Raw genomic sequence first — 24597 nt, 5'->3', positions numbered from 1 at the left:
CTTTCGCCGCATTGGAACCACAAGACCCTACCAACCACGCAGAGACCGAGAAACATGACCCGCTTCGCCATCATTGCCACCCCGCTGCTCGCCCTGACTCTGGCTGCTTGCGCCAGCACGGGATCCAATCAGGTGGCTCAGGCGCCGGTAGCTGCGCCGATCACGCCCGTCTATTCGGCCCCATTGGTGGCCAGCCCCGCGCAGACCACCCAGCAGGCGCTGCTGACCACAAGCGTTTCCAATGGCTTTGTCGATACGGCCGCCCTGGCACAGATGTCGGCCAAGGATTCCGCTGCCGCCAACACCGCCCAGTTCTATGCCCTGCAGTTCGGCCGTCCCGGTGCGCCGCGCGCCTGGACCGGCGACAAAGGCACGACCGGCTCGGTGGCCGTTGGCCCCTATGTCCGCGTCAACAATCTTGATTGCCGCGATTTCACCCACACCGTCAAAATCGGTGGCCAGGAATTCGTGAAAAAGGGTACCGCCTGCCGCGAGCAGAACGGCAATTGGACAGTGGAGAAAGCTGCCGCCTAACAGCGGTCTTTCCACTGGGGCGATAGGGAAAATTTACGAACGGGCTATAGGCTTAGGTCAATACCTATCCTCAGACCGACTGCTTATATGTCCCAAGCTGCCAACCGATCCGAACCGTCAGCCGCTGCCGCCCGTCCGACCAATCGCGCCGGACGCCCGGCAGTGCGGCCTTTTGCGGGGCTACTCGATGTGGTGATCGTTGAAGATCCCGCGACCTTTACGTTCCCGGGATCGATTCGCCGCAGCAGCGTTGTGGCCGGCTGGACCTGGGTCTGCCGCGACATCTGTTCCGATTTCATTTCACCCGATGAAATTGCTGATGGCAGCCTGACCTCGGCAGTGCTCGAGCCACAACTCCCCAAGATCATGGCCCGCATGAAGGAGGCCCTGGAAAAGGCCGATGCGGACCCCGAAACCGCCCGCCGCCTGCGCACCATGCTGGGCAGCGACGAGGCCCGCGATGCCCTGCCGCAAATCCTGTCGGCGCTGCGTGCCCGCCCGCTGCTGGCCAAGGCCACGGCCTTCGGCAAGGCCATCAACAATATCGGCGAAGATTCTGCGCTCGGCGTGGCATTGCAATCCATGCCGCTGCGCGATCCGCCGCTGGCAGCATTGCTGTTTCATGCCGCCATGCGCCAGATCGTCAATCCGACCCGTCTGGTCACCACCGTCATCAAGCTGTCCGGCAATGCGACTGAAGCCTCGGTGGCCCGCAGCGGCTTTGCGCCGGTTGTCGACGCCATGCTGGCCCATGCGCAGAACCAGATCTATCTGCTGCAGCCCAGCGGGCCATTTGCCGATATCGACCTGATCTGCCGTGGCCTGGATCGCTTCCACCGGCTGGTGCGGGCCCTGACCGGCTATATCGAATTTGAGCGCGGCAGCACATGGGCGGCCATTCTGTCATCGCTGACCAAGCAGGTTTCCGATCGTATCGAACCGCGCCTGCGCGATGTCGTGCCCGACCTCAATCAGGCGCTGCGCCGGGGCCGTGACGCCAGCACCGATCGGCTCGACAATGACCGGCTGCTGGCGGCGATCAACGGCATCTATCTGCTGGCCACTGTCCGCGAATGCCGCGCCTCCATGGCGCTGAACGCGGTGTTTGATCAGGCATGGAGCCAGTCGGGTGAGGCACTCGAAATGCAGCTGCAGCGCAATCTCGACCTGATCCGGCAAAACCCTGCCGATCCGATCATTTCGGCCCGGCTCGATGCCGGCATCAAGATGGCTGAAGTGCGCTTCAATCCTGAATATGCCGAAACGCTCAAGCGCGCCCGCGCATCGGCTCAACGCGCCAACTAGACCTGCTCTGCCGGATAGGCTGACAGCACGCGAACCGGCGTCGCGCGTCCTGGCTCGCACACGGCCGCTGTCTGCCCGGCTTGGGCAAACCCGGCCCTGAGCAAAGCAATACAACCATCCTTGTCGTGCCGCAGCACCACGCCAACCGCCGCTGCAGGATCAGATACGTCGCTATTGGGCTGGATCAGGGCGCCCGCCTCCAGCCAGCGTGCATCATGGGGCTTGATCAGCCACAAACCGGCATCGCTGCCATAGCGGTCGGTCAGGAACTCCGGGACCAGTGGTGCTGATACATGCGCTGTCGGCGCCCTGTCTGCTGCTGTGGCAATCGTCACCATGGGGACGCGCTGCTGGGCCACCCATCCGGCATGCGCGGGATCAATTTCCCTTAACTGCACACCGGCTGCCACATCGGGCGCCCCCAGAGCATGGGGACCATCGGCCAGCGGCCAGTCCGGCGCCGATGCGCCCTTGATCCAGTCATGCCGGCGCGCCGGGGCCGGGGTTGGCCGCTCGATACAGCTGCGCCCACCATCAAGGAAGCTGCTGTCGCCAGCCCCCGCAATCGGCGCGATTGGCGTCGCGGCGTCCGGCGTTTCGTAAATGGGATCGACGCCATGTTCGCTGACGCTGCCCGGCGCGCGGCCAAGCAGGGCATCAATGGCAGCCTGACCACTCTCAAGACAGGCCTGATGGCCCAGATGTCCCGCCGCATTGCCGGCCAGAACGATACCGTCGGGCCCATTGGCGGCCTCCAGGCGTTGCCGCTGGGCATTCCATTGGCTGTTGCCGCCCGCCATGTGCCACAGGCTCAGTTCGGGCTGCCAGCCGCCGCAGACCACCAGACGATCGACCTTCATGCCCGGCTCGGTGCGGCTAAAGCCATCCACCGCCAGCTGCGGGCTGATGGACAAGCCACGCCCCTGCGAAGCCCGCCGCGCCTCGGCGATGATGGTGCCCGCCGCCAGCGTCATGCCGTAGGCCTTGGAGTATTCGATGAAGCGCGATTGTGGCTGGGGCCGTGCATCAATGATGCGCGGAACGGCAATGCCGGCGTCGCGGGCCAGCATGGCCAGACGATAGGCGGCGCTGCTGGCGGTGGCAAAGACCGCCGACTGCCCACACCAGACCCCGTAATGTTCGGCCATATCATAGGCGTCGCGCACCCCGACCGCGCCGGGTAGTCGATTGCCCGCAAACAGCGGCAGGCGCTCGGTTGTGCCAGTGGCCAGCACAATATGGGGGGCATGCATGTCGACGACGCGGGCCGTAGGCGTTGGTCCCGAGACATCGGTGATGTGCACACGCACCACGCCGGGCCGCAGCGCGAAAGCTGCGGCATGGGTGAGCGTGGTGACATTTGGCGCGCTGGCAATGGCGGCGCCCAGCCGTACAAAGCTGGCATCGGCAGCTTCTTCTCCCTCAAGCGTGCCGAACAGCCTTGCATGGCCGCCCAACCGCGGGGAGGCTTCGAGCACCAGCACACTCAGACCAGCATTTGCCGCGGCAACCGCCGCGGCCATGCCGGCAATGCCGCCGCCCACCACGATGAGCTGGGCCGGTGTTTCCGCCACCCCGGCAATTGTCCGCCAAGGCTGGCGCATGGCCGCTGGATGGTCCAGGTCCAGACCCAGCGTGGTGCTTGGCGATGCCAGACGGCGCAGGCCATCGATAAGCACCTGTCGCTTGCGTGGGGCCAGGGTTACATAATCCGCACCATCTTTGGCCGGCGTGCGCTCCATCGCCAGGGCCCGCTGGGTGTCGGTGGCCAGTGCTGCCGGAATGATCGCCGGCGCAAACCGGGGCGAGAGCGCCAGCGTGCTGTCACCGCGCTTGCCGACAGCATCAACGCCCGACGCCAGCACGGCGCTGAGCACGGTATCGCCGACAAAGCCGGCAATGGTGCGGCCATCAAGGCGGAATTGCAGGGGTTGCCTGCGGTCAATGGCGCTGCCGGAAAACGGCCCGGCGGTTTCCGCGGCCAGCCGGTTGGGTTGCCCTCTCATCCTGCCGCTCCGATATCGCTGACCGACCGGTTGGCTGTGCCGCGATTGATCAGGCGGGCGCCGAACCACGCATTCTCGGCGGCGTTGGCTGTGCCAGTCAGCCAGCGGGCAATCGCTGGTGCCAGAAACGCCCCGATACAACCGAACCCGGCCAATATATCGGCCCCCGTGCCATGCAGGCGTCCCAAAGCGGGTGCGCCGTCACCGGTGCGCAGACGTACGGACTGCGTCTGCCCGGCATGCTCGATCGTATGCTTTTCCCCGAGCAGATTGCCAAGCATCGCCGAGAAGGCGGCGATATCGCCCGGCCCCTGGGCGAGAATGCCACCCTCGGCCTGTTGGTGCAGCAACACACCATCATCGAGTTGGCACATCACCGGCGCAGCCAGCGGGAGCGTCGGCTCGCTCAGGATGGTGCTCACATTCTGTCGGTGCAGCAGGGCAGGCCAGGCACCATCGCGCAGATGCGCCAGAATGGCGTCGTCGTCGGCCAGGATGGTCCGACCAATGGTGATTGGCTTGTTGTCCAGCATGGCTTCGGCGCTGCCATCGCGCGCAATATGCAGGCTGGCATCTGCCGTCAATTGCTGCACGCCGCTTTGTTCGAGCCACCCGTCAAGCGCTGGCTCCAGCGCTGCGCGGCGCAACAGCACCGCGTCACGCAGCACGACGCCCTGACGGCCCGCGCCCAGATAATTGAGCGGCGTCCGCTCTGCAGCCACGCCATAGGCAGCTGCCATATGCCGGATATGTCCCAGCGCCTGCTGTCCCGCAAGGTGATCGGCAAACACGACAGGATCGAGTCGCGCGATGGCGGCACGTTTGCCGATCCGGCTGATTAGTCTGGTCGCTTCGGGCGCGGTCGCCCTCAAAAGCGCCCAGCTCTCAGGTCGCGTCATGGCGCCCACCGAGAGATCCAGATCGCGCGACAGGCGCATGCCAAACGCCCGTTCGCCCTGCAGCAGCACCGACTTGCCATGGGTCGACGCCAGCAGTCCGGCCAGCAGCCGGGCCAGCGGTGTGGCGCCGATAATCAGAAAGTCGACCGGGCTATGCGTCATGCCACCTGCTTGACCTGTGGCAATGCGTCCGCCTCAATGATCCGTGTTTTTGTGGTTTTTCGCCATATTCCGCTTATAGATGGGCAGCAATTGCCGCGCGGCGGCGCGAAGTAACTGTGGCTCATGATATTCTGGTTTATTGCCATCGCCGTTACCACCATTGCGTGCGCTGCGCTTTTTTACGCAGCCGGTTCGCATACGGTCAACGCAAACTCGCCTGAAATCACTGATGCCAACAGCCATTTTGGGCTTGTACTGGCCGGCATTGATGCCGATCAGGCCGCTGGCAAGCTCAGCGAGGCCGATGCGCTGGCTGCCAAAAGCGAACTGGCCCGTGAACTTCTGCGCTTGAAGTCCGAAGCAGGCCCCGCCGCTGCGGCCACCAGACAGGTCGGTCGCACCACCATTCTGGTCGGCCTTGCTGGCGTCGCCGCCATTGCGCTGGGGCTTTACGCCGTGCTGGGCAATCCCGGCATGTCCAGCCAGCCATTGGCCGGGCGTGTTGCCGAGGCCGTAGAGCAGCCGGTCGATCTGACCAGCGCCATTACCCGCATCGAAGCCGCCCTGGCGGCCAATCCCGACGATGTGCGTGGTTGGACCGTAATCGCCCCCGCCTATATGGAACTGGGGCGCTTTGCCGACGCCGCCAACGCCTATCGTCGCCTGATTGAACTGGATGGGGCGAGTGCGGACCTGCAGACCAATCTGGCCGAGGCGCTGATGTTTCAGGCCCAGGGCGCCGGATCACCCGAGGCCATGGACCTGTTACGAGTCGCTGCGGCCAGCGACCCCCAGCACGTGCTGTCGCGGCTTTATATCGCTGCCGAACTAACGCGTCAGGAAGATTTCCCCGCCGCCATTGAGGCCTGGAATGCGGCACTGGCGCTGTCCAAGGGGGATGAGCCCTGGCTTGGCGCGGCTCGACAGGGTCTATTGGTGGCCACCAATGACGGTGTTGCTCCCAGCAATGATCAGGAAGCCGAAATGATCGGCCAGATGGTCTCGGGCCTCGCGACCCGTCTTGCCGATCAGGGCGGCTCGATTGACGAGTGGACCCAATTGGTCCGCGCCTATCTCGTTCTGGGTGACACGGCCAAGGCGCAGGCTGCCTTTGACGACGCTGTTGCCGCCTATCCCCTGGCATTTGATCGCGGTGATCTCGACACGCTTGCGCTCGATTCCGGCCTGACCATCAATGGAGCTTCGCAATGACCACGCCCGTCGGCATGCGTAAGGCGGGTTGGACCCGCAAGCAGAAGCGATTGGCCGTGATCGCCGGTTTTGCTGTGGTGGTGGGCCTTGCCACCACACTGGTGCTGGTGGCGCTGCGCGACCAGATCGTCTTTTTCTATTCCCCATCGGACGTGATCGCCCGCGACGTTGCCATCGGCCAGCCCATCCGTCTGGGTGGTCTGGTCAAGGCCGATAGCTGGGTGCGCGACGGTCAGGACAACAGCTTTGTCGTTACCGATGGCGCTACCGACGTGGCCGCCCATTATGTCGGACTGCTGCCCGACCTGTTCCGCGAAGGGCAGGGGGTGGTTGCCGAGGGCAGTCTGCGGCCCGATGGCGAGTTTACGGCCACCAATGTGCTGGCCAAGCACGACGAAAATTACATCCCCAAGGAAGTCGTAGAGGCGCTTAAGGCGAGCGGCGAATGGCGGCCGGAGATGGCATCACAGTGAGCATTGAACTCGGACATTTCGCCCTGATCCTGGCCTTTGCCATTGCCACAATGGCAACGGTGGGCGGTTTCCTGTTCTGGCGCTCGGGCAGCCGTATTGCACTGGTTCTCCGCCAGGCTGCCGTACTGCAGTTCGTTTTGGTCGTGGTCGCGTTTCTGGCCTTGATCCAGGCGTTCGTAACCTCCGATTTCTCGCTGTTGCTGGCGGTCAATAATTCCCATTCGCTCAAGCCGCTGATTTTCAAGATCTCCGGCGTCTGGGGCAATCACGAAGGCTCCATGGTCCTGTGGATCATGATCCTGGTCGGCTTTGGCGCCATGGTGGCTGCCTTTGGTCGCCGCCTGCCCAGTGATCTTCTGTCCCTGGTTCTGGCCACCCAAAGCCTGCTGACCGCCGCGTTTGCCGGTTTCACCATCTTCACATCCAACCCGTTCGAGCGGGTCTTTCCGGCGCCGTTTGAGGGAAATGACCTCAACCCCGTGCTGCAGGATATCGGTCTGGCGATCCACCCGCCGCTGCTCTATGCGGGTTATGTCGGCTTCTCGATCTGCTTCTCCTTTGCCATTGCCGCGCTGATCTCGGGCCGTATCGATCAGGCCTGGGCGCGCTGGGTGCGCCCTTGGGCCATGCTGAGCTGGACGTTCCTGACCCTGGGCATCGCCATGGGTTCGTACTGGGCCTATTACGAACTCGGCTGGGGTGGCTGGTGGTTCTGGGACCCCGTGGAGAATGCCAGCTTCATGCCATGGCTGGCCGGCACGGCGCTGCTGCATTCGGCGCTGGTGATGGAAAAGCGCAATGCGCTGAAAATATGGACGATTTTTCTGTCCATCATCACCTTCAGCCTGTCGCTGCTGGGCACCTTCCTTGTGCGGTCGGGCATTCTGACATCGGTGCATACCTTTGCCAGTGACCCGACACGCGGTCTGGTGATCCTGACCATGCTCGCCATTTTGATTGGCGGGGCCTTCTTCCTGTTCGCGCTGCGGGCTGCCGCTCTGCGCCAGGGGGGGCTGTTCGCGCCGGTCAGTCGTGAGGGTGCGCTGATCCTGAACAACCTGTTCCTGGCGACCGCCGTTGGCGCAGTGCTGGTGGGCACGCTCTATCCGCTGCTGCTTGATGCAGTGGCCGGTACCACCATCTCGGTCGGCGCACCGTTCTTCAATCTCACCTTTGGTGCTCTGATGGCACCCTTGCTGGTGGTGCTGCCCTTTGGCCCCATGCTTGCCTGGAAACGCGCCGATATCGTCGCGGCCGCGCAACGCCTGATGTGGGCCGGGGCGCTGGCGATCTTTTTTACCATCCTGATTTCAGCGTTGGGCGGGGTATCCATCTCGCTGGCGCCATTGGGCTTGCTGCTCGGCTTCTGGGTAGCCTTTGGCGCTTTCGCTGAACTGGTTGAGCGCACTAGGCTGGGCCGTATCCCCGTTTCCGAAAGCTGGCGCCGGCTGATCGGTCTGCCACGCGCAAGCTGGGCGACCGCGATTGCCCATTTCGGGATTGGCGTCACCGTCCTGGGCATTGTCGCCACCAGTGCGTGGGAGACGGAGCTGGTCACCACGCTGAACCCCGGCGAGAGCGCTGAACTGTCCGGCTATGTCGTGGCTTTTGACAGCTTCACTCAGGTGCCGGGCCCCAATTATGTGGCCGATGAGGGGCGCTTCACCATCACCGCGCCCGATGGCAAGATGCGCGACACCATGGCTGACCGACGTACCTATGTCGCCAGCGGTATGCCCACCACGGAGGCGGCCATTCAGACCTATGGCTTCTCCCAGCTCTACCTGCAGCTCGGCGAACCACTCGAAAACACCCATGTGGTGCGCATCTGGTTCAAGCCCTACATCACGCTGATCTGGATCGGCACGCTGCTGATGGCACTGGCGGGCATCATTTCGCTCAGTGACCGGCGTGTCCGCATTGGCGCACCGCGCCGGGCTGCTGCGCCCGCTCTGGAGCCCGCAGAATGATCTGGCTGCGCGCACTGGCCCTGAGCCTGGCCCTGCTGCTGAGCGGTGCCGCGCTCGCTGTCAGCCCGGACGAGCTGCTTGATGACCCGGTGCTCGAGCAGCGGGCCCGCGATATCTCCGCTGGCCTGCGATGCCTTGTCTGCCAGAACCAGTCCATTGATGACAGCGATGCCGATCTGGCCAAGGATCTGCGCGTGCTGGTGCGCGAACGCCTTGTCGCCGGCGATAGCGATGAAGCGGTGCGGCAATATCTGGTCGACCGCTACGGCGAATATGTTCTGCTCAATCCGCGCCTGAACGAGCACACGCTTCTGCTCTGGATCGCCGCGCCGCTGCTGCTGGGCGTTGGTCTGATTGTGTTGGTGATTGTTGGCCGCCGCCCCGCGCCCGTGCCCCAAACCGAGCTGAGCGCCGAAGAACGCGCCGCGCTCGACGCGCTTGAGCGCCACACCAGCGACTAAGTCTTCGCCGCATTCTCGCCGCCAACATTGCCAAACCTTAATGTTGGCGCAACCTCTCCGAAAGCTCGGGTGTTCCATACCTACACCGTAAGCTGTTGAGGGCTTGCCCGAAGGAGAAGAATTCGCGATGCGTCCATCTATCATGAAGCGTACCAGTCAGTGGCTCGGGGCTTCCGCCTTGGCGCTGATGATCGGTATCGGCGGTGTTTCGACCGCCTATGTCATCACCGGCCAGACCGCCAATGCCCAGGTGCAGAACGCCGCCCAGATTGTCGTTCCCCAGGCCGTTCAGCCCCATGCTGGCTTCGCCGACCTCGTCGAGGCCGTCAAACCAGCCGTGGTTTCCATTCTTGTCGAAGCCCAGGAAAGCCCGCGCAATGTGCAGCGTGGCGGCGGCCAGTTCGACTTCAATTTCCCCGATCTGCCAGAAGGCCACCCCTTCCGCGATTTCTTTGACCAGTTCGGTCAGCAGAATCCGCGCGGCGGCAATGACAATAGCGGCGAGGCACCACGGCCACGCCAGTTCATGGCAGCCGGTTCTGGCTTCGTGATTTCCGCTGACGGCTATGTCGTCACCAATAATCACGTTGTCGAAAACGCTACCAAGGTCACCGTGGTGTTTGACGACGGCGTCGAACAGGAAGCCACCATTGTCGGTACCGATGAGCGCACCGATCTGGCCGTGCTCAAGATCGAAGGCACCGACCTGCCATTTGTGAAGTTTGAATCCGAGTCGAGCCGCGTTGGTGACTGGGTCGTCGCCGTGGGTAATCCCTTCGGTCTGGGCGGCACCGTTACTGTCGGCGTCATCTCCGGGTCGGGCCGCAATATTGGTGGTTCAAACTACGGCGATTTCCTGCAGATCGACGCGGCCGTTAACACCGGTAACTCCGGTGGCCCGGCCTTTAATACCCAGGGTGAAGTGGTCGGTGTCAACACCGCCATCTATTCGCCCAATGGCGGCAATGTCGGTATCGCCTTTGCGATCCCCGCGGCTACCGTCAAGGGTATCGTCCAGCAGTTGATCGATGATGGCTCGGTAACCCGCGGCTATCTTGGCGTGTCCATTCAGGATGTCACCCGTGACATTGCTGACGGTGTTGGCCTGGCCGATGCCAAGGGTGCCATTGTCCGCGAGCCTGCCTCTGACGGCCCTGCCGGCGCTGCTGGCGTCAAGTCGGGCGACATCATCACCGCAGTCGACGGCGATCCGATCGACGATGCACTCGACCTCAGCCGCACCATTGCCGGCAAGGCCCCCGAGTCCACCGTTGAGCTGACCATCTGGCGCGATGGTGCCGAGACCAAGCTGTCGGTCAAGCTGCAGACTCTCAACGAGGAAGCACCGGCCGTTGAGGAACCAGCACAGCCCACACCACCGGCTGAAATCCCCACCAAGTCCAGCGTTGGGCTGACCCTTGTGCCCAATTCCGATGGTACGGGCGGTCTGCTGATCCAGGACGTTGAAGAGGGATCTGAAGCTGCCAAGAAGGGTCTCGCCATCGGCGACGCCATTCTGGAAGTCAACAACACGGCCGTCTCCAGCCTCGACGAGTTCGAAGCTGCGCTTGATGCGGTCAAGGCCAAGGGCCTCAACACCGCTCTGGTCAAGGCCAGCCGCGACGGTCAAGCCCGCTTCGTCGGCCTGCCACTGAGCGAATAAACCAGTACGGCTCCGGGGCATTGCTCCGGGGCCATTTCCCATCAGTATCCCGGGGGCACCGCGGTGAAGATTTTGTTGATCGAAGATGACCGCGAAGCAGCGAGCTACCTGATCCAGGCGCTCGATGAAGCCGGTCATATTACCCACCACGCCGCCGACGGCGAAACCGGTTACGCCATGGCTTCGGGCATGGATTATGACGTGCTGATCGTTGATCGCATGCTGCCGCGCCGCGATGGCCTGTCCATCGTTGAGTCGCTGCGCGCTGAAGACGACAAAACCCCTGTTCTCATTCTCTCGGCGCTGGGCGAGGTTGATGACCGCGTCACCGGCCTGCGCGCCGGCGGTGATGACTATCTCACCAAGCCCTATGCCTTTACCGAATTGCTGGCCCGCGTCGAAGTGCTGGCGCGCCGCTCCAGCCCCTCCGAAGCCGCCACCAATTATGCCGTGGGCGGCCTGACCCTGGATCGTCTCTCCCGCAAGGTCGAACGCGATGGCGAAACCATCCTGCTCCAGCCACGTGAATTCCGCCTGCTCGAATATCTCATGAAGAATGCCGGCAAGGTGGTGACCCGTACCATGCTGCTTGAAAATGTCTGGGACTACCACTTCGACCCCCAGACCAATGTCATTGACGTCCACATGTCGCGCCTGCGCTCCAAGGTCGACAAGGGGCATGCCAGCCCCTTGCTGCAGACCGTGCGCGGCGCTGGTTACATGATCCGCGAGTAGCCTTGTGAACACCATTGCCCAGCTCTGGCGCACATCCACGGTCCGGCTGACGGCAACGTTTATCCTGATCTTCGGGATATTTTCGATCCTGCTGCTGGGCTTTATCGGCTGGCAGTCCAGCATCTCGATCCAGCGCCAGCAGGCCGACGATATCGACCGCGAAGTGCGGGTACTGCAGCGCATCGACACCAATCAGGGCGTGCGCGCGGTGGCTTTCGCCGTCGAGCGCGTATCGCGCTCACCCGGGCCCGGCGTCTACTATCTCGGGGACGCTTCTGGCCAGTATCTGCTTGGCAATATCACCGATGTACCCGCCGAGGTGCTGGTTACCCCCGGCACCTACGGCTTCGACTACGAGCGCGCCGAGGCGCTGACCGACACCACCAATCAGACCGACGGACGCCCGCCGCGCGCCAAATCAGGCTATGCCGTGGTGCGTTCGGTCGAGCTGAGCAATGGCATGCGACTGGTGGTCGGGCGCGACGTGATCGAGCGGCGAGGCTTCTCGGCGATCATCATTCAGAGTTTCCTGATTGGCGTGCTGGGCATCATTCTGTTCTCCATCATTGCGGGCGGCATAACCGCGCAACGCGTGCTGCGCCGCATCGACACCATCCGCGACACCTCCACCAAGATCATGTCGGGTAACCTGTCCGAGCGCGTGCCGGTCACCAAGCGCAATGACGAATTCGATGGGCTTGCCACCAATCTGAACGCCATGCTCGACCGCATTGAGCAGCTGCTGCAGGGCCTCAAGGAGGTCACCGACAATGTGGCCCACGATCTCAAGACGCCGCTGACCCGACTGCGCAATCAGGCCGAGTCCGCCCTGCGTGAAGGCGCCAGCGACGAAACCCGGCAGCTGGCGCTCGAGACCACCATTGCCGAGAGTGACCGGCTGATCCAGACCTTCAACGCGCTGTTGATGATTGCCCGTGCCGAAGCCGGGGCTCCTTCGGGCGCCTTGAGCGATGTGGACGTCAGCGCCATCGTTGCCGACGTTGCCGAGCTCTATGGGCCGGTGGCGGAGGATGAAGGCATTGTGGTGGAAACCTCCATCGCTGACGCGGTGCACCTGCATGCCAATCGCGAACTGATCGGCCAGGCCATGGTCAATCTGCTCGAAAACGCCGTCAAATACGCCAAACCCCATGGCGAGGGGCAGGGGCGGATTACTGTCGGGCTGCGCCAGGCCGGCAATCGTGTCCTTATCGAAGTGGCCGATAATGGTCCTGGCATTCCCGAGGCCGACCGCAAGCGGGCCATTGAACGCTTCGTGCGCCTCGAAAAGAGCCGTTCCGAAGTCGGCTCGGGTCTGGGTCTGTCACTGGTCAATGCCGTTGCGAGCCTGCATGGCGGCAGCTTCCGTATCGAGGACAATGATCCCGGCGTGCGCGCCGTGATCGATCTGCCCGCCGCCGCTGTGTGATGCGCGCCCACCTTGCCCGTTGCACGGCGCCAAGATAACCATGTGCCTATGGTCACAACACTGAACGCCCTGCCTCCGATCAAAACGCCGGTCTTTGACGCATGGCTCGCAGAGGCCTCGGCTGACCAGCGCGCTGCCCTTAAGCCCAATGCGCCCGCTATCGGGCCGCTGCTGGAATCAGCGCCTTATCTGCTCGCGTTGGCGCAGACCAATCTTGATTGGTTCGTCGAGGCGCTCAGCGATAATCCTGACGGTGCCTTCACCGACATCATCGAAGCGGTCGACACTGCCGGGCGCAGTGCCGCCGACGAAGCCGAACTCGCCCCGCTGCTGCGCATTGCCAAGGGGCGTACCGCCTTGCTGGCAGCCGTCGCCGAAACCGGCGGCGCCTGGACCACCGCGCAGGCCACAGCCGCGCTGTCCCATCTGGCTGACGCGGCCCTTGATGCCGCACTCAACATGTTGATGCGGCAGGCTGCCGAGCGGGGCCAACTGACCCTGGAGCCCGAACAGGCCAATGCGGCCAATTCCGGTCTCGCCATTTTCGCCTTGGGCAAGCATGGCGGGCAGGAGCTGAACTACTCCTCCGATATCGATATTGTGGTGTTCTACGATCCCGAAAAGGGCGTGCTCAAGGATCCGTTGGAAGCCACCAAGATCTATTCGCGCATGGTCCAGAAGCTGGTCGGCCTGATGGAGGAGCGGCAGGCCCATGGCTATGTGTTCCGCACCGATCTGCGGCTGCGGCCCGACCCTGGCTCGACCCCTGTCGCCATCTCGTTCGATGCCGCGCTGTCCTATTACGAAAGCCGGGGCCAGAACTGGGAGCGTGCCGCCTGGATCAAGGCGCGCGCCTGCGCTGGCGACAAGGAAGTGGGCAAGGCCTTCCTCAAGGAACTGGCTCCCTATGTCTGGCGTAAGCATCTCGACTTCGCCACCATCGCCGATATCCAGGCCATGAAGCGCCAGATCAATATCGCCAAGAATGTCGGCGATATCCGCGTTGAGGGACACAACGTCAAGCTTGGCCGTGGCGGTATTCGCGAGATCGAGTTCTTCACCCAGACCCAGCAATTGATTGCCGGTGGCCGCGACAAGACGCTGCGCGTCAAGCCGACTGCCCATGCGCTGGCAGCGTTGGCCGATGCCAACTGGATCACCCCACGCGCCGCCTCCGAGCTGCGCCATACCTATTGGTATCTGCGCGCTGTCGAAAACCGTCTGCAGATGCTGCGTGACGAACAGACCCATGTCATGCCCGCCACCCCCGAAGAGGTGGCAATTATTGGCCAGTTGATGGGACAGCCCGATCTGCGCCAGTTCGAGGCCGACTATCGCGGCGCGCTGGAGCTGGTCTCGGCCTATTATTCCGAACTGTTCACCGAGGGCGAAAGCCTTGGGAGTGGGGAAGGCAATCTGGTCTTTACCGGCAATGACGACGATCCAGGCACGCTTGAAACCCTGACCAATATGGGCTTTGGCGATGCATCCAAGGTCATCGAGATTGTCCGCAAGTGGCACTATGGCAGCTATCCCGCCACCCGTGCTTCTGCGGCCCGGGGCCATCTCACAGAATTGCTGCCCGCGCTGCTGACCACACTAAGCAATGCCGGCAATGCCGATGCGGCATTGGCCAAGTTCGACAATTTCCTGTCGCGCCTGCCCACGGGCGTGCAACTGTTTGCCCTGCTGCGCAATCACCCCAGCCTGCGCACACTGCTGGTGCAGTTAATGGCGTCGGCACCCCGCATGTCCGAGGCCGTCATTCATCGCGCCCATGTCATGGATGGATTGATCGACCCCGCCTTTGCCAATGATGTGACCCATCGTGATGTGCTGGTGGCCAAGGTCGATGCCTTTCTGGCGGATGCCCGCTCCTATGAGGAGGTCATCGACCGCGCCCGCATTATCGGGCAGGAGCAGAAGTTCCTGATCGCCGCAGGCCTGCTTTCGGGCACGGTTGATGCGCATGGGGCCGGGGAGCAGTTCACCGCCCTTGCCGAAACCCTGCTCAATCGCCTGTTCGGTAGCGTCCGGTCCGAGTTTGAACGCCGCCACGGCATTATGGCCGGTGGCACGGTGGCGCTGCTGGCCTTCGGCAAGATGGCCAGCCGAGAGATGACTGTCGCCTCCGATCTCGACTTTATTCTGCTTTACGACGCACCGGATGGCGAATCCGACGGTGAAAAGCCGCTCAGCACCAATCAGTACTATACCCGTCTGACCCAGCGTCTGGTTGCCGCCATAACCGCCCCGACGGCCGAGGGCGTGCTCTATGAAGCCGATATGCGCCTGCGCCCCTCAGGCAATGCCGGCCCGCTTGCCACCAGCCTGGCTGGCTTTAGCGCCTATCACCGCGACAATGCCTGGACCTGGGAGCATCTGGCGCTCAGCCGCGCCCGCGTTGTGCTGGCCGATGACAGCTTTGGTTATGCCGTCGCCGACGCCATCTCGACCGTGATGTCGCGCGCGCGCGATGCGTCCAAGACCATTGATGATGTTGTCGAAATGCGCGGTCTGATGGGCAAGGAGCGGCCCCCCCGGCACGCATTTGATCTCAAGCTGGCCGATGGTGGTCTGGTCGATCTCGAATTCATCGCGCAATCCGCCCAATTGGTCGCCGGCAAGACCATTGCCTTGCCTCAGGCAACCCCGGCGCAGGTCTTGGTACGGCTCAGCGAAACCGATCTCGTGCCCGCTGGTCGGCGCCTTGCCGAAATCCATCAGGTCTATTCCACGGTGATGCAGGTGATGACAGCAGCGCTGATCGACCCGCTCAAGGATGAGCCCTGGCCCAATGCGTTCAAGGAATTGCTGGCAGGTTTGACGCACTATCCCGATTTCGGGCGGCTCGAGATCGATTTGGCCGATATGCGGGCCGAGGTCTCTGCGGCAGCGGCACAATGGTACGCCAAGGCGCGCACGCTCTGAAGGAGTTGTGATCTCAGGCGGCGACGGAAACGTCGCTGGTCACCTGCAGCGGCAGGGAGATTGCGACAGTGGTGCCAAGCGAGGGACTGGAGTCGATCACCAGACGACCGCCGCTCAGTTCGGCAATGGCGCGCGCAATCGAAATGCCCAGACCTGGCCCCATGCCCTCGCGGGTGAATGTCGCATCGCCAAGCGCGAACGGCTGGGACAATGTCGCCAGGCGCTCCTGGTTCATGCCGATGCCGGTATCGGTGATCTCGATCACCACCCCGTCATCGGCTTGATAGGCGGCCAGCGCGATCTGTCCGCCCGGTTGGGTGAAGCGCAGAGAGTTCTCCACGATATTGGAGATCATCCGGACCAGACCCAGCTGATCGCCTTCAATGGTGGCGTCGCAACTCTGGCTGATGCTCAATGCCAGTTTGGCGCGTGCCGCGGGGGCGGCGAAACGCTCCATGACATTGCGCAGCACCGCATCGATAGCCACCGGATCGCGGCGCAGGGCTTTCTGACCGTTCTCAAGCTCAGCGAGATCCAGGATGGTGGCGAACGACGCCAGCAGGTGTTCGCCAGAGGTCTTGATCGACTGCACATAGTCGGCATAACGCTCATCACCCAACGGGCCATAGGCCTGGTGTCGCATCAGTTCGGCAAAGCCGATAATGTGGTTGAGCGGGGTGCGGATATCGTGGCTGAGATGGGCGAGGAAGTTGGTCTTGGCGTGGCTGGCAGCCTCGGCCTTGAGCTTTTCCTCGTGGTAGCGCCGGGCCAGATGGCGTTGCTCTTCGCGGATCGCGTGCAACATGGTGTCGGTCTTTTTGCGCTCGGTCACGTCGCTGACCAGCGTCATGAACCCGCCATCGGAAAGCGGGCGCTCGTCGATCAGCAGGCAGGATCCGTCATGGCGGTGTACTTCGAGCAGGCGATTGTTTTCGTCTTCATTGAGCAGCTTCATATAGCCGCCCTCGATCATGCGTTTGACGGCGTGATGATAGGTCAGTGATTTGCCGAGCAGCTTGAAGCGCTCGCGATACTGCTCATTGCACACCACCAGCGAGCCGTCCTTGGTCCAGCACGCCACGCCCATCGGAATGGCTGCCGCCAGTGTGCGGTAATTGTGGCGTTGCAGTAGGTCAGGCATGTCGCCGCGCCGGCGACGCCACACAAAGGCGGTCAAAACGCCCGCCAGACCGAATGCAATACCCGCCCGCTGGCCAATGGCCGACCAGGCACTTTCCGGCGTGGCTTCCAGCGCCAGCGTGCCGTGGTCTCCGGCGGGCACGAACTGGCTCAAAAAGGCGGGAAGATCAACGGCCTCGCGCGCTGACGACAGGCTGGCGCGGGTCACGGTGTTGAAACGCTGGGGCAGGGTATCCACGGCCAGGGCCGCCGCTTCGGGCGCAAGCCCCGCAATGTCTGCTGCGATGCTGCTGCCGATAACCGCCAGTTCATGGCGCGCATCCTCAAAGGTGCGCATGGTGTCATAGGCGACAAACAGTGTTGCCGCGCACAGCGCGGTGAGTGCCACAGCGGCTGTAATGGGTGAGATAACGGCCTGCCAGCCCGATGGGTTGGCGGGGCTTCTGCTGTCGTTGACCTGGCGAGTGTTCGCCTGCTCCTGGTCTGCGCCGAATCCATTGGCGCCGACGCCGGATGTCTCCGCCGACCGCATAAGTGTCTCCGTCTTGTGGGGGGTGGTAGTCCGACCCGATTTGCCCTTAACGAACAATGAATCAGCAGGACTCCGGTGTCCAGACCCGCAAAACGCCCGACCAGGCCTGACCCGCAAATTTGCGAGTCAGGAGAATCACTTAGCTGCAGAAGAAAAATTCTTCCAAGCTTGTCCGTATTTTAGCTTGCCAACATGCGGGCAAGTATGTCCGCCGTGTTGCGGCTCAGCGACCCCTTGGTCTGTAGCCCGCCCAGCGCCACCTTTGCGGCGTCGCGACGGCTCTGATCCAGCATCGGCCAGATCCGGAAGCCCGTCAGCACCCGGGCAGCCACCTGCGGATTGATCTTGTCTACCTCGGCAACAAAATCAGCCACAAAGCGGAAACCGGCCCCATCGGCGCGGGCGAACTGGGTCGGGTTGTTCAACGTGAACGATCCCATCAGTGAGCGCAGGCGGTTTGGATTGGTCTTGGGGAAGCCCGGATCGGCCAATACCGCCTGAATGCGCTCGATCACCCCATCTTCGGGCACCGATGCGGTGACCGCCAGCCACTTGTCCAGCACCAGCGGATCATTGGCCGCGAAATTGGCGTGGAAGTCGCCCAGCAGCTTGGCCGCGTCGGGCGTCCAGGCAAGGGTGCTGGCGCTCAGGGCCGCCAACCGGTCGGTCATGTTGCGCGCGCCGGCATATTGCTGGGCGGCCAGCCCGACCGCACCGGCGCAATCACTGGCGACCATCAGGGCCAGCAGCCGATTGCGCAGTGACCGGCGGCCCGTGCTCGCGGCATCTGGCGCATAGGGCGCCTCGCTAGACAGCGCCAGATAGGCATTGAGCATTTCCAGCGCCAGCGGGGCGAACACCGCCTTCAGCAATTCCTTGCGCACCTTGTGCACGCGGTCCGGATCAATCTCCTTGCCAATGGTCCGGCTGATCTGCGCTTCGGCGGGCAGGCTCAGTGCCAGCGCCTTGAACGCATCATCCAGCGTGTCGCTGGCCAGGGTTTCAGCCATGGCCTGGCTGAGCGCCTTCACCGATGCGTCGCTCCACGGCGTGCCGTCAATGGCGGCCACGGCCAGCCCCATGCCGACATCCTGCAGCGCCTGCCAGCGATTGAATGGATCGCTGTCATGCTGGGCCAGGAACAACTGGTCGGCCTGGGACAGCGCGCTGTCCATGCTCACCGGCGCAGAGAATTCGCGCAGCAGCGAGGGGACCGGCTTGCTCGGCACGCCGCTAAAGGTGATCGTGGCGCTGGCAGCGTCGAGCACGATCATGTCCTGGCGCACATCGCCGCCCGTTACCCCGGTCCAGCTCATCTCGCTGCCATTGGGTCCGATCAGGGCGAACTTGATGGGCAGCACCAGCGCCGATTTTTCCGGCTGACCCGGCGTTGGCTGGGTCTCCTGCTTGAGGTTGAGCGTATAGGTCTGGCTGGCCGCATCATAGCTGTCGCTGACGCTCAGGCGGGGCGTGCCGGCCTGCAGATACCAGGTCTTGAATTGCTCCAGATCGACGTCATTGGCCTCGGCAAACACGGCCAGGAATGCCTCGATCGTGGTGGCTTCGCCGTCATGGCGCTCGAAGTACAGGTCCATGCCCTTGCGGAACCCGGCCTCGCCCAGCAGCGTCGCCAGCATGCGCACGATTTCGGCGCCCTTATTGTAGACGGTGGCCGTATAGAAGTTGTTGATTTCGTCATACTGGCTGGGCCGCGCCGGATGGGCCAGCGGGCCGCCATCTTCGGGGAATTGCGCCGCACGCAAGGTCACCACATCGGAGATGCGCTTGACGGGTCGGCTGCGCTCGTCGCTGGTGAATTCCTGATCGCGATAGACCGTCAGCCCTTCCTTCAGGCACAGCTGGAACCAGTCGCGGCAGGTGATGCGATTGCCGGTCCAGTTGTGGAAATATTCGTGCGCGATCACGCGCTCAATGCCATCGTAATCGGCATCAGTGGCGGTCTCGGGCTGCGCGAACACCAGCTTGTCGTTGAAGATGTTGAGACCCTTGTTCTCCATCGCGCCGAAATTGAAATCGGACACGGCCACGATGTTGAAGATATCCAGATCATATTCGCGGCCAAAGCGCCGTTCATCCCAGGCCATGGAGCGCTTCAGGCTATCCATGGCCCACAGGCACTGGTCTTCCTTGCCATGGGTGCAATAGATCGCCAGATCGACCTTGCGGCCCGAGGCGGTGGTGAAGCTGTCCGTGATCGATCCCAGATCACCCGCTACCAGCGCAAACAGATAGCTCGGCTTGGGGAAGGGGTCTTCCCACACGGCAAAGTGCATGCCGTCGCCGGCATCGCCCTGTTCGATCAGATTGCCGTTCGACAGCAGCACCGGCGCGACGGCCTGCGGCGCGGTGATGCGGACCTTGAACACGGCCAGATTGTCGGGTCGATCCAGATAATAGGTGATGCGGCGGAAGCCCTCGGCCTCGCACTGCGTGCACCAGGTGCCGCCCGAGCGATACAGCCCCATCAGCTTGGTATTGCCTGCGGGCTTGATGGTGACTTCGGTCTCGAGCACAAAGCGGCGCAGCGGCGGCTCGACTATGGTCAGGCTCGTCGCATCGGCGGCATAGGCCGATTGCACCAGTGGCGCGCCGTCAATGGCCACGGACCCAAGAGCAAGTTCATCGCCATCCAGCACCAGCGGCGTGCCGGCGGCAGTACCGGGGTTGGGCTCGATGGTCAGCTGCGCCCGGACCCGCGTATCAGCCTCGGTGATCTTGAAATCGAGGTCTGCTGACACAATCCGGTACGGGCTGACCGCATAGTCCTTGAGGTAGATGGTTTGCTCGGTCTCGGTGCGCATGGAAGGATCCGTAAATTCGTCGGTCTGAAAATAAACTGTGGCCGCGCCGCAACAGCAGACTCGGCACTTTCGTGTAGTCTGGCGTCAGCGACTGCGCAGGTCCACTCTTGTACGCCAATTGGGACGGTATTGGGGAGGGGGTGTTCAGCCGCATCACGTGTCTCCTCTGTGCCAATTGCGGGCATATCGAGCGCGGTATCCGAATTTTTCGATCGGTCCTGCCCCTTTTGGCCTGTCCCGCCCGACCCGCAGCTGTGTCTGGGGCGGCGAGACCGGCCCCGGTGCAGGGCCCTTCGGCTCTAACCATGGTGACGACAATGCTGCGTTGGTTTGAACGGCGTCTCAATCCCTATCCCCCGGGCGACCCCGGCGAGCCGCCCAAGGGGCTGCTGGCCTTCTGCCTGCACTATAGTCATGGCGCCAAGAAGTGGCTGGCGTTGATGGCCGTCACTTCGGCGCTGATCGCCGCCGGTGAAGTGCTGCTCTATAGCTTTGTCGCCGATATCGTTGACTGGCTGGCCGATGCGGATCGCACCACATTTCTGGCGCAGGAAGGATGGAAACTGGCCCTGATGGGTGGCTTCGTCCTCATCGTTCTGCCGCTGCTGGTGCTGCTGAGCACGCTGGTCATGCACCAGACCCTGCTGGGCAATTTTCCGCAGCGCATTCGCTGGATGACCCATCGCTACCTGATCCGTCAGTCGATGAGCTATTTCCAGGACGAGTTTGCCGGTCGCATCGGCGCCAAGATGATGCAGACCTCACTCGCCGTGCGCGAAGTGGTGATGAAGCTGCTCGATATCCTGGTCTATGTCGTCGTCTACTTCATCGGCGCGGTCATTCTGGTTGGCTCCACCGATCTGCTGCTGGCCGTGCCCTTCCTGGCTTGGCTCGCGGCCTATGTCGGCATGATGTTCTACTTCGTGCCCAGGCTCGGCAAGATCGCCCAGGAGCAGGCCGACGCCCGCTCGCTGATGACCGGCCGCATTGTCGACAGCTACACCAACATCGCCACGGTCAAGCTGTTCTCCCATTCCAACCGGGAGGAAACCTACGCCAAGGAGGCCATGGACCAGTTCCTCGATACCGCCTACCGGCAGATGCGACTGGCCAGTGTGCTGCAGGTTTCGATCCTGTTCTCCAACTATGTCCTGCTCGCAGCTGTGGCAGGCGTCGGCATCTGGGCCTGGCTCGGCGGCAACCTGACTGCTGGTGCGCTCGGCGTGTCGCTGGCGCTGGTCATGCGCTTTCAGGGCATGAGCCAGTGGGTGATGTGGGAAATGTCCTCGCTGTTCGAAAATATCGGCACCGTGCGCGACGGCATCTCCTCTATCTCGCTGCCGCGCGTCGTTTCCGATGATCCGGCGGCAGAGCCGATTGGTACCGTCAAGGGTGATATCAAGTTCGAGAATGTCTCGTTCCACTATGGCAAGACCGGTGGTGTGATCGAGGACCTCAACCTGCATATCCGGCCCGGCGAAAAGATCGGTCTTGTCGGACGTTCCGGCGCGGGCAAGTCGACAATCGTCAATCTGCTGCTGCGCTTCTATGACCGCGCCGATGGTCGCCTGCTCATCGATGGGCACGATATCGCCAAGGTCACGCAGGACAGCCTGCGCGCCAATATCGGTGTGGTCACCCAGGATACCTCGCTGCTGCATCGTTCGGTGCGCGAGAACATCCTCTATGGCCGCCCCGATGCGACTGAGGAAATGATGCGCGAAGCAGCCGATCTGGCCGAAGCCAGCGACTTCATCGTTGGGCTGAGTGATCCCAAGGGGCGCATGGGCTTCGACGCCCATGTCGGCGAACGCGGCGTCAAGCTCTCCGGTGGGCAGCGCCAGCGCATCGCCATTGCCCGGGTATTGCTCAAGAATGCCCCGATCCTGGTGCTTGATGAAGCGACATCCGCGCTCGATTCAGAGGTGGAAGCAGCCATTCAGGGTCAGCTGCAATTGCTCATGCAGGGCAAGACGGTGATCGCCATTGCCCATCGGCTGTCCACCATTGCCATGATGGATCGTCTGGTGGTGCTCGATAAGGGGCGTGTCGTGGAGACTGGCACCCATGCCGAGTTGGTCGATAGCGGGGGTATCTATTCCGGCCTCTGGCATCGCCAGTCGGGTGGTTTCATCGACGTCGACCAGGCCGAGTCAGCCGCCCAGTAGGCGGCAAGCAACTCACCGGTGCCGCGAACCGCTAGTTTGCGGCACCAAGCTTCTCGATGGATTTGGCGCCCCAGCTGGCTTGCTCCTGGGCAACCTGCGTGAGCATGGTGTCTTCATCGACCGGCCGCCCGAACAGATAACCCTGCATCAGCGTGCCGCCCAACGCCTTGAGCGTGGTCAGCTGTTCCGGGGTTTCGACACCCTCGAACACGCACGAAATCCCCAGATTGTGGGACATGTCCACCATCGTCTTGACGATGGCCCGGCTGGTGGTGTCACCGACAATGTCGGCTACAAAGCTGCGGTCGATCTTGATCCGGTCAAGCGGCAGCTTCTGCACATGGGTCAGGCTGGAATGGCCCGTGCCGAAATCATCCAGCGCAATGCGCGAACCCAGCGTCAGCAGGCTCGCCAGCGCATCGCCAGCCTGCTTCATGTCACGCATGATGGCCGTCTCGGTGATCTCGAAGTCGATCCGGCAGGGCTGCCCCGCCGCTTCCACCAATTCGATAATGGCCTCGGTGGCAGGCGTTGATCCGACATCGTTGGCCGACAGATTGACCGATAGCCTGATATGCTGTGGCAATTTGGCGGAGGCTGCCAGTGCCTTGCGCAGCACGGTCTGGGTGATCCGGCAGATCACCCCGGTGCGCTCGGCCAATGGAATGAACTCAACTGGAGAGACCTGTCCCAGAACCGGGCTGTTCCAGCGCGCCAGCACCTCATAGCCTGTCGTGCAGTTCAGCGCCGTGTCGAATTGCTGCTGGAAGACGATGGAAAGCTCGGCATCCAGATCGGCCGTGTAGAGTTCATGCTCGATGCGGCGCACCTTGCTGATCTCGTGCTCGTGGCGTTCAGCGAACACCAGCGCGCTGCCGCGGCAGTCGCGCTTGGCAAGTGATGTCACATAGTCAGCCCGGTCATAGACCATCGCGGCGCTGTCGCCGGGGCGCGCCGTGGCCAACCCTACCGAAGCCGACAGATGGATATTGGCGCTCTGCAAATCAAAGGAACTGCGCATGGCCCGGCACAGCACGGCTCCGAACTTGTTCAGGATGTCGTCGGACATCGGCCCTGACAGCACCAGCGCAAAATTGTCCACGCCCAGCCGCGAAACAAACGTGCCCGGCGGGCGCAGCATGTTGAGCCGGCGCGCCACTTCCACCAGAACGCGGTCACCGGTTATCTGGCCAAAGATCTCATTGACCGACTTGAAGCTGTCCAGATCAAGTCGCACCACGGCGATTTCGGACCCTTCAGGCTGTGGCGTGCTCAGCATTTGGTCCAGATGACGATCGAACGATCGGCGATTGGGCAGACCGGTCAGCGTATCGACATTGGCCAGTCGGTCGTTTTCATCCGACAGCCTCTGGGTTTCGGCCTGTTTCTGCGCCATGGCCGTACGTGAGGCCACCAGGGCCGAGAAGTCGCGGTAATTGCCCATCAGCACAAACAGCATCACCACCACGACCGCCGCCAGATTGATGGCCATGGCCGCCAGCACCGGATGGTTCATGGCCAGCATCACCAGGGTGAACGGCAACAGGGCCAGTGCCCCCATGGTCAGCGCCGCTGCGCGCACATGCATCAGGCAGAACATGCAGCCAATCGTGGTGATGCCGCAAAAGAACACCACCTGTGATTGCTGATAGCCATCGCCATAGGGCAATAGGCCGATGGTCCATACGGCAAAGCCGACCGAAAGGACCGGCATGACGCGCATCATCATGCCAATGCTGCGCCGCGCTTTTTCCAGATCTTGCGAATTCCCGCGATCGCGCCACCACGAAGCAATGCGCGCCAGACTGGCCAGCGTGAGGATTGCCGGAACGTAGATGGCCAGAAGATCAGGTGCGACGCCGACATGGGTGCTGGCCAGAATAACGGTGTTCACCAACACCATGGCGTACATTAGCGGCACCTGCCGTGACAGCGCTTGTGCCTGCGCCAGCACGAGTTCCGGATCGTCGGGAACCGAAAACAGCCGTTTGATTGACTTTACTGTCCACATGGACGGGTCCCTTGCCTAAGCACAGGTTAGACGCGCAAATCCTAATACAAGCGTAAACGTTGTCGCTGCCAAAACCAGCATTTGGTTGTTTGCCTGCAATAGCAACGCTGCAAAAACTCAAAAATCCCTCATTTCACCCATTGG

General features: G+C 62.6%; 16 protein-coding genes. 11 read left to right on the top strand and 5 right to left on the bottom strand.

Annotation, left to right across the window (positions count from 1 at the left end):
• Window positions 1-54 precede the first annotated feature (54 nt).
• Window positions 55-534: an RT0821/Lpp0805 family surface protein gene (locus KD146_RS10400; RefSeq protein ID WP_212658597.1), complete on the top strand. Its 480-nt coding sequence runs from the start codon at window positions 55-57 to the stop codon at window positions 532-534.
• Between the two features lie 87 nt (window positions 535-621).
• Window positions 622-1839 carry a hypothetical protein gene (locus KD146_RS10395; RefSeq protein WP_212658596.1) on the top strand — a complete coding sequence of 406 codons (1218 nt, stop codon included), beginning with the start codon at window positions 622-624 and terminating at the stop codon, window positions 1837-1839.
• Here the strand turns inward: KD146_RS10395 and KD146_RS10390 are convergent.
• Window positions 1836-3845: an FAD-dependent oxidoreductase gene (locus KD146_RS10390; RefSeq protein WP_212658595.1), complete on the bottom strand. Its 2010-nt coding sequence runs from the start codon at window positions 3843-3845 to the stop codon at window positions 1836-1838. The two genes, KD146_RS10395 and KD146_RS10390, sit on opposite strands and share 4 nt — an antisense overlap.
• A complete protein-coding gene (locus KD146_RS10385) occupies window positions 3842-4906 on the bottom strand; it encodes a hypothetical protein (protein WP_212658594.1) in 1065 nt (354 codons plus the stop codon). The genes KD146_RS10390 and KD146_RS10385 overlap by 4 nt, the downstream gene beginning before the upstream one ends.
• Before the next feature lie 123 nt (window positions 4907-5029).
• Here KD146_RS10385 and ccmI point away from each other — a divergent pair, with 123 nt between their 5' ends.
• From ccmI to KD146_RS10345, 8 genes are all read left to right on the top strand, one after another.
• Window positions 5030-6118, top strand: a complete 1089-nt coding sequence (gene ccmI, locus KD146_RS10380) for a c-type cytochrome biogenesis protein CcmI (RefSeq protein WP_212658593.1) — start codon at window positions 5030-5032, stop codon at window positions 6116-6118.
• A complete protein-coding gene (gene ccmE / locus KD146_RS10375; RefSeq protein ID WP_249327640.1) occupies window positions 6115-6591 on the top strand; it encodes a cytochrome c maturation protein CcmE in 477 nt (158 codons plus the stop codon). Before ccmI ends, ccmE begins: the two co-directional genes overlap by 4 nt.
• On the top strand, window positions 6588-8561 hold the full coding sequence (locus KD146_RS10370) for a heme lyase CcmF/NrfE family subunit (RefSeq protein ID WP_212658592.1): 1974 nt from the start codon (window positions 6588-6590) through the stop codon (window positions 8559-8561). The genes ccmE and KD146_RS10370 overlap by 4 nt, the downstream gene beginning before the upstream one ends.
• Window positions 8558-9022 carry a cytochrome c-type biogenesis protein gene (locus KD146_RS10365; protein ID WP_427857068.1) on the top strand — a complete coding sequence of 155 codons (465 nt, stop codon included), beginning with the start codon at window positions 8558-8560 and terminating at the stop codon, window positions 9020-9022. Before KD146_RS10370 ends, KD146_RS10365 begins: the two co-directional genes overlap by 4 nt.
• Before the next feature lie 127 nt (window positions 9023-9149).
• A complete protein-coding gene (locus tag KD146_RS10360; RefSeq protein WP_212658591.1) occupies window positions 9150-10685 on the top strand; it encodes a Do family serine endopeptidase in 1536 nt (511 codons plus the stop codon).
• 63 nt (window positions 10686-10748) lie between these two features.
• A complete protein-coding gene (locus tag KD146_RS10355; RefSeq protein ID WP_212658590.1) occupies window positions 10749-11420 on the top strand; it encodes a response regulator transcription factor in 672 nt (223 codons plus the stop codon).
• A gap of 4 nt (window positions 11421-11424) precedes the next feature.
• Window positions 11425-12849: a HAMP domain-containing sensor histidine kinase gene (locus tag KD146_RS18225; protein WP_212658589.1), complete on the top strand. Its 1425-nt coding sequence runs from the start codon at window positions 11425-11427 to the stop codon at window positions 12847-12849.
• Window positions 12850-12897: 48 nt separating this feature from the next.
• The gene (locus KD146_RS10345) at window positions 12898-15780 is read left to right on the top strand and encodes a bifunctional [glutamine synthetase] adenylyltransferase/[glutamine synthetase]-adenylyl-L-tyrosine phosphorylase (RefSeq protein WP_212658588.1); all 2883 of its coding nucleotides are present in this window, start codon (window positions 12898-12900) and stop codon (window positions 15778-15780) included.
• 13 nt (window positions 15781-15793) lie between these two features.
• Here the strand turns inward: KD146_RS10345 and KD146_RS10340 are convergent, their stop codons facing one another.
• Both KD146_RS10340 and pepN read right to left on the bottom strand, forming a co-directional pair.
• Window positions 15794-17452, bottom strand: coding sequence for a sensor histidine kinase (locus KD146_RS10340; RefSeq protein ID WP_212658587.1), 1659 nt, complete (start codon window positions 17450-17452; stop codon window positions 15794-15796).
• Between the two features lie 179 nt (window positions 17453-17631).
• A complete protein-coding gene (pepN, locus tag KD146_RS10335; RefSeq protein WP_212658586.1) occupies window positions 17632-20274 on the bottom strand; it encodes an aminopeptidase N in 2643 nt (880 codons plus the stop codon).
• Window positions 20275-20591: 317 nt separating this feature from the next.
• Between pepN and KD146_RS10330 the strand changes: the two genes are divergently transcribed.
• Window positions 20592-22442 carry an ABC transporter ATP-binding protein gene (locus KD146_RS10330; RefSeq protein WP_212658585.1) on the top strand — a complete coding sequence of 617 codons (1851 nt, stop codon included), beginning with the start codon at window positions 20592-20594 and terminating at the stop codon, window positions 22440-22442.
• A gap of 31 nt (window positions 22443-22473) precedes the next feature.
• Here the strand turns inward: KD146_RS10330 and KD146_RS10325 are convergent, their stop codons facing one another.
• The gene (locus KD146_RS10325) at window positions 22474-24453 is read right to left on the bottom strand and encodes a putative bifunctional diguanylate cyclase/phosphodiesterase (protein WP_212658584.1); all 1980 of its coding nucleotides are present in this window, start codon (window positions 24451-24453) and stop codon (window positions 22474-22476) included.
• Between the last annotated feature and the right edge of the window lie 144 nt (window positions 24454-24597).

This window comes from Devosia litorisediminis (assembly GCF_018334155.1).
GTDB lineage: Bacteria > Pseudomonadota > Alphaproteobacteria > Rhizobiales > Devosiaceae > Devosia > Devosia litorisediminis.
Note: the sequence above shows the minus strand (reverse complement) of the source record. Positions and strands in the feature narration are given on the sequence as shown.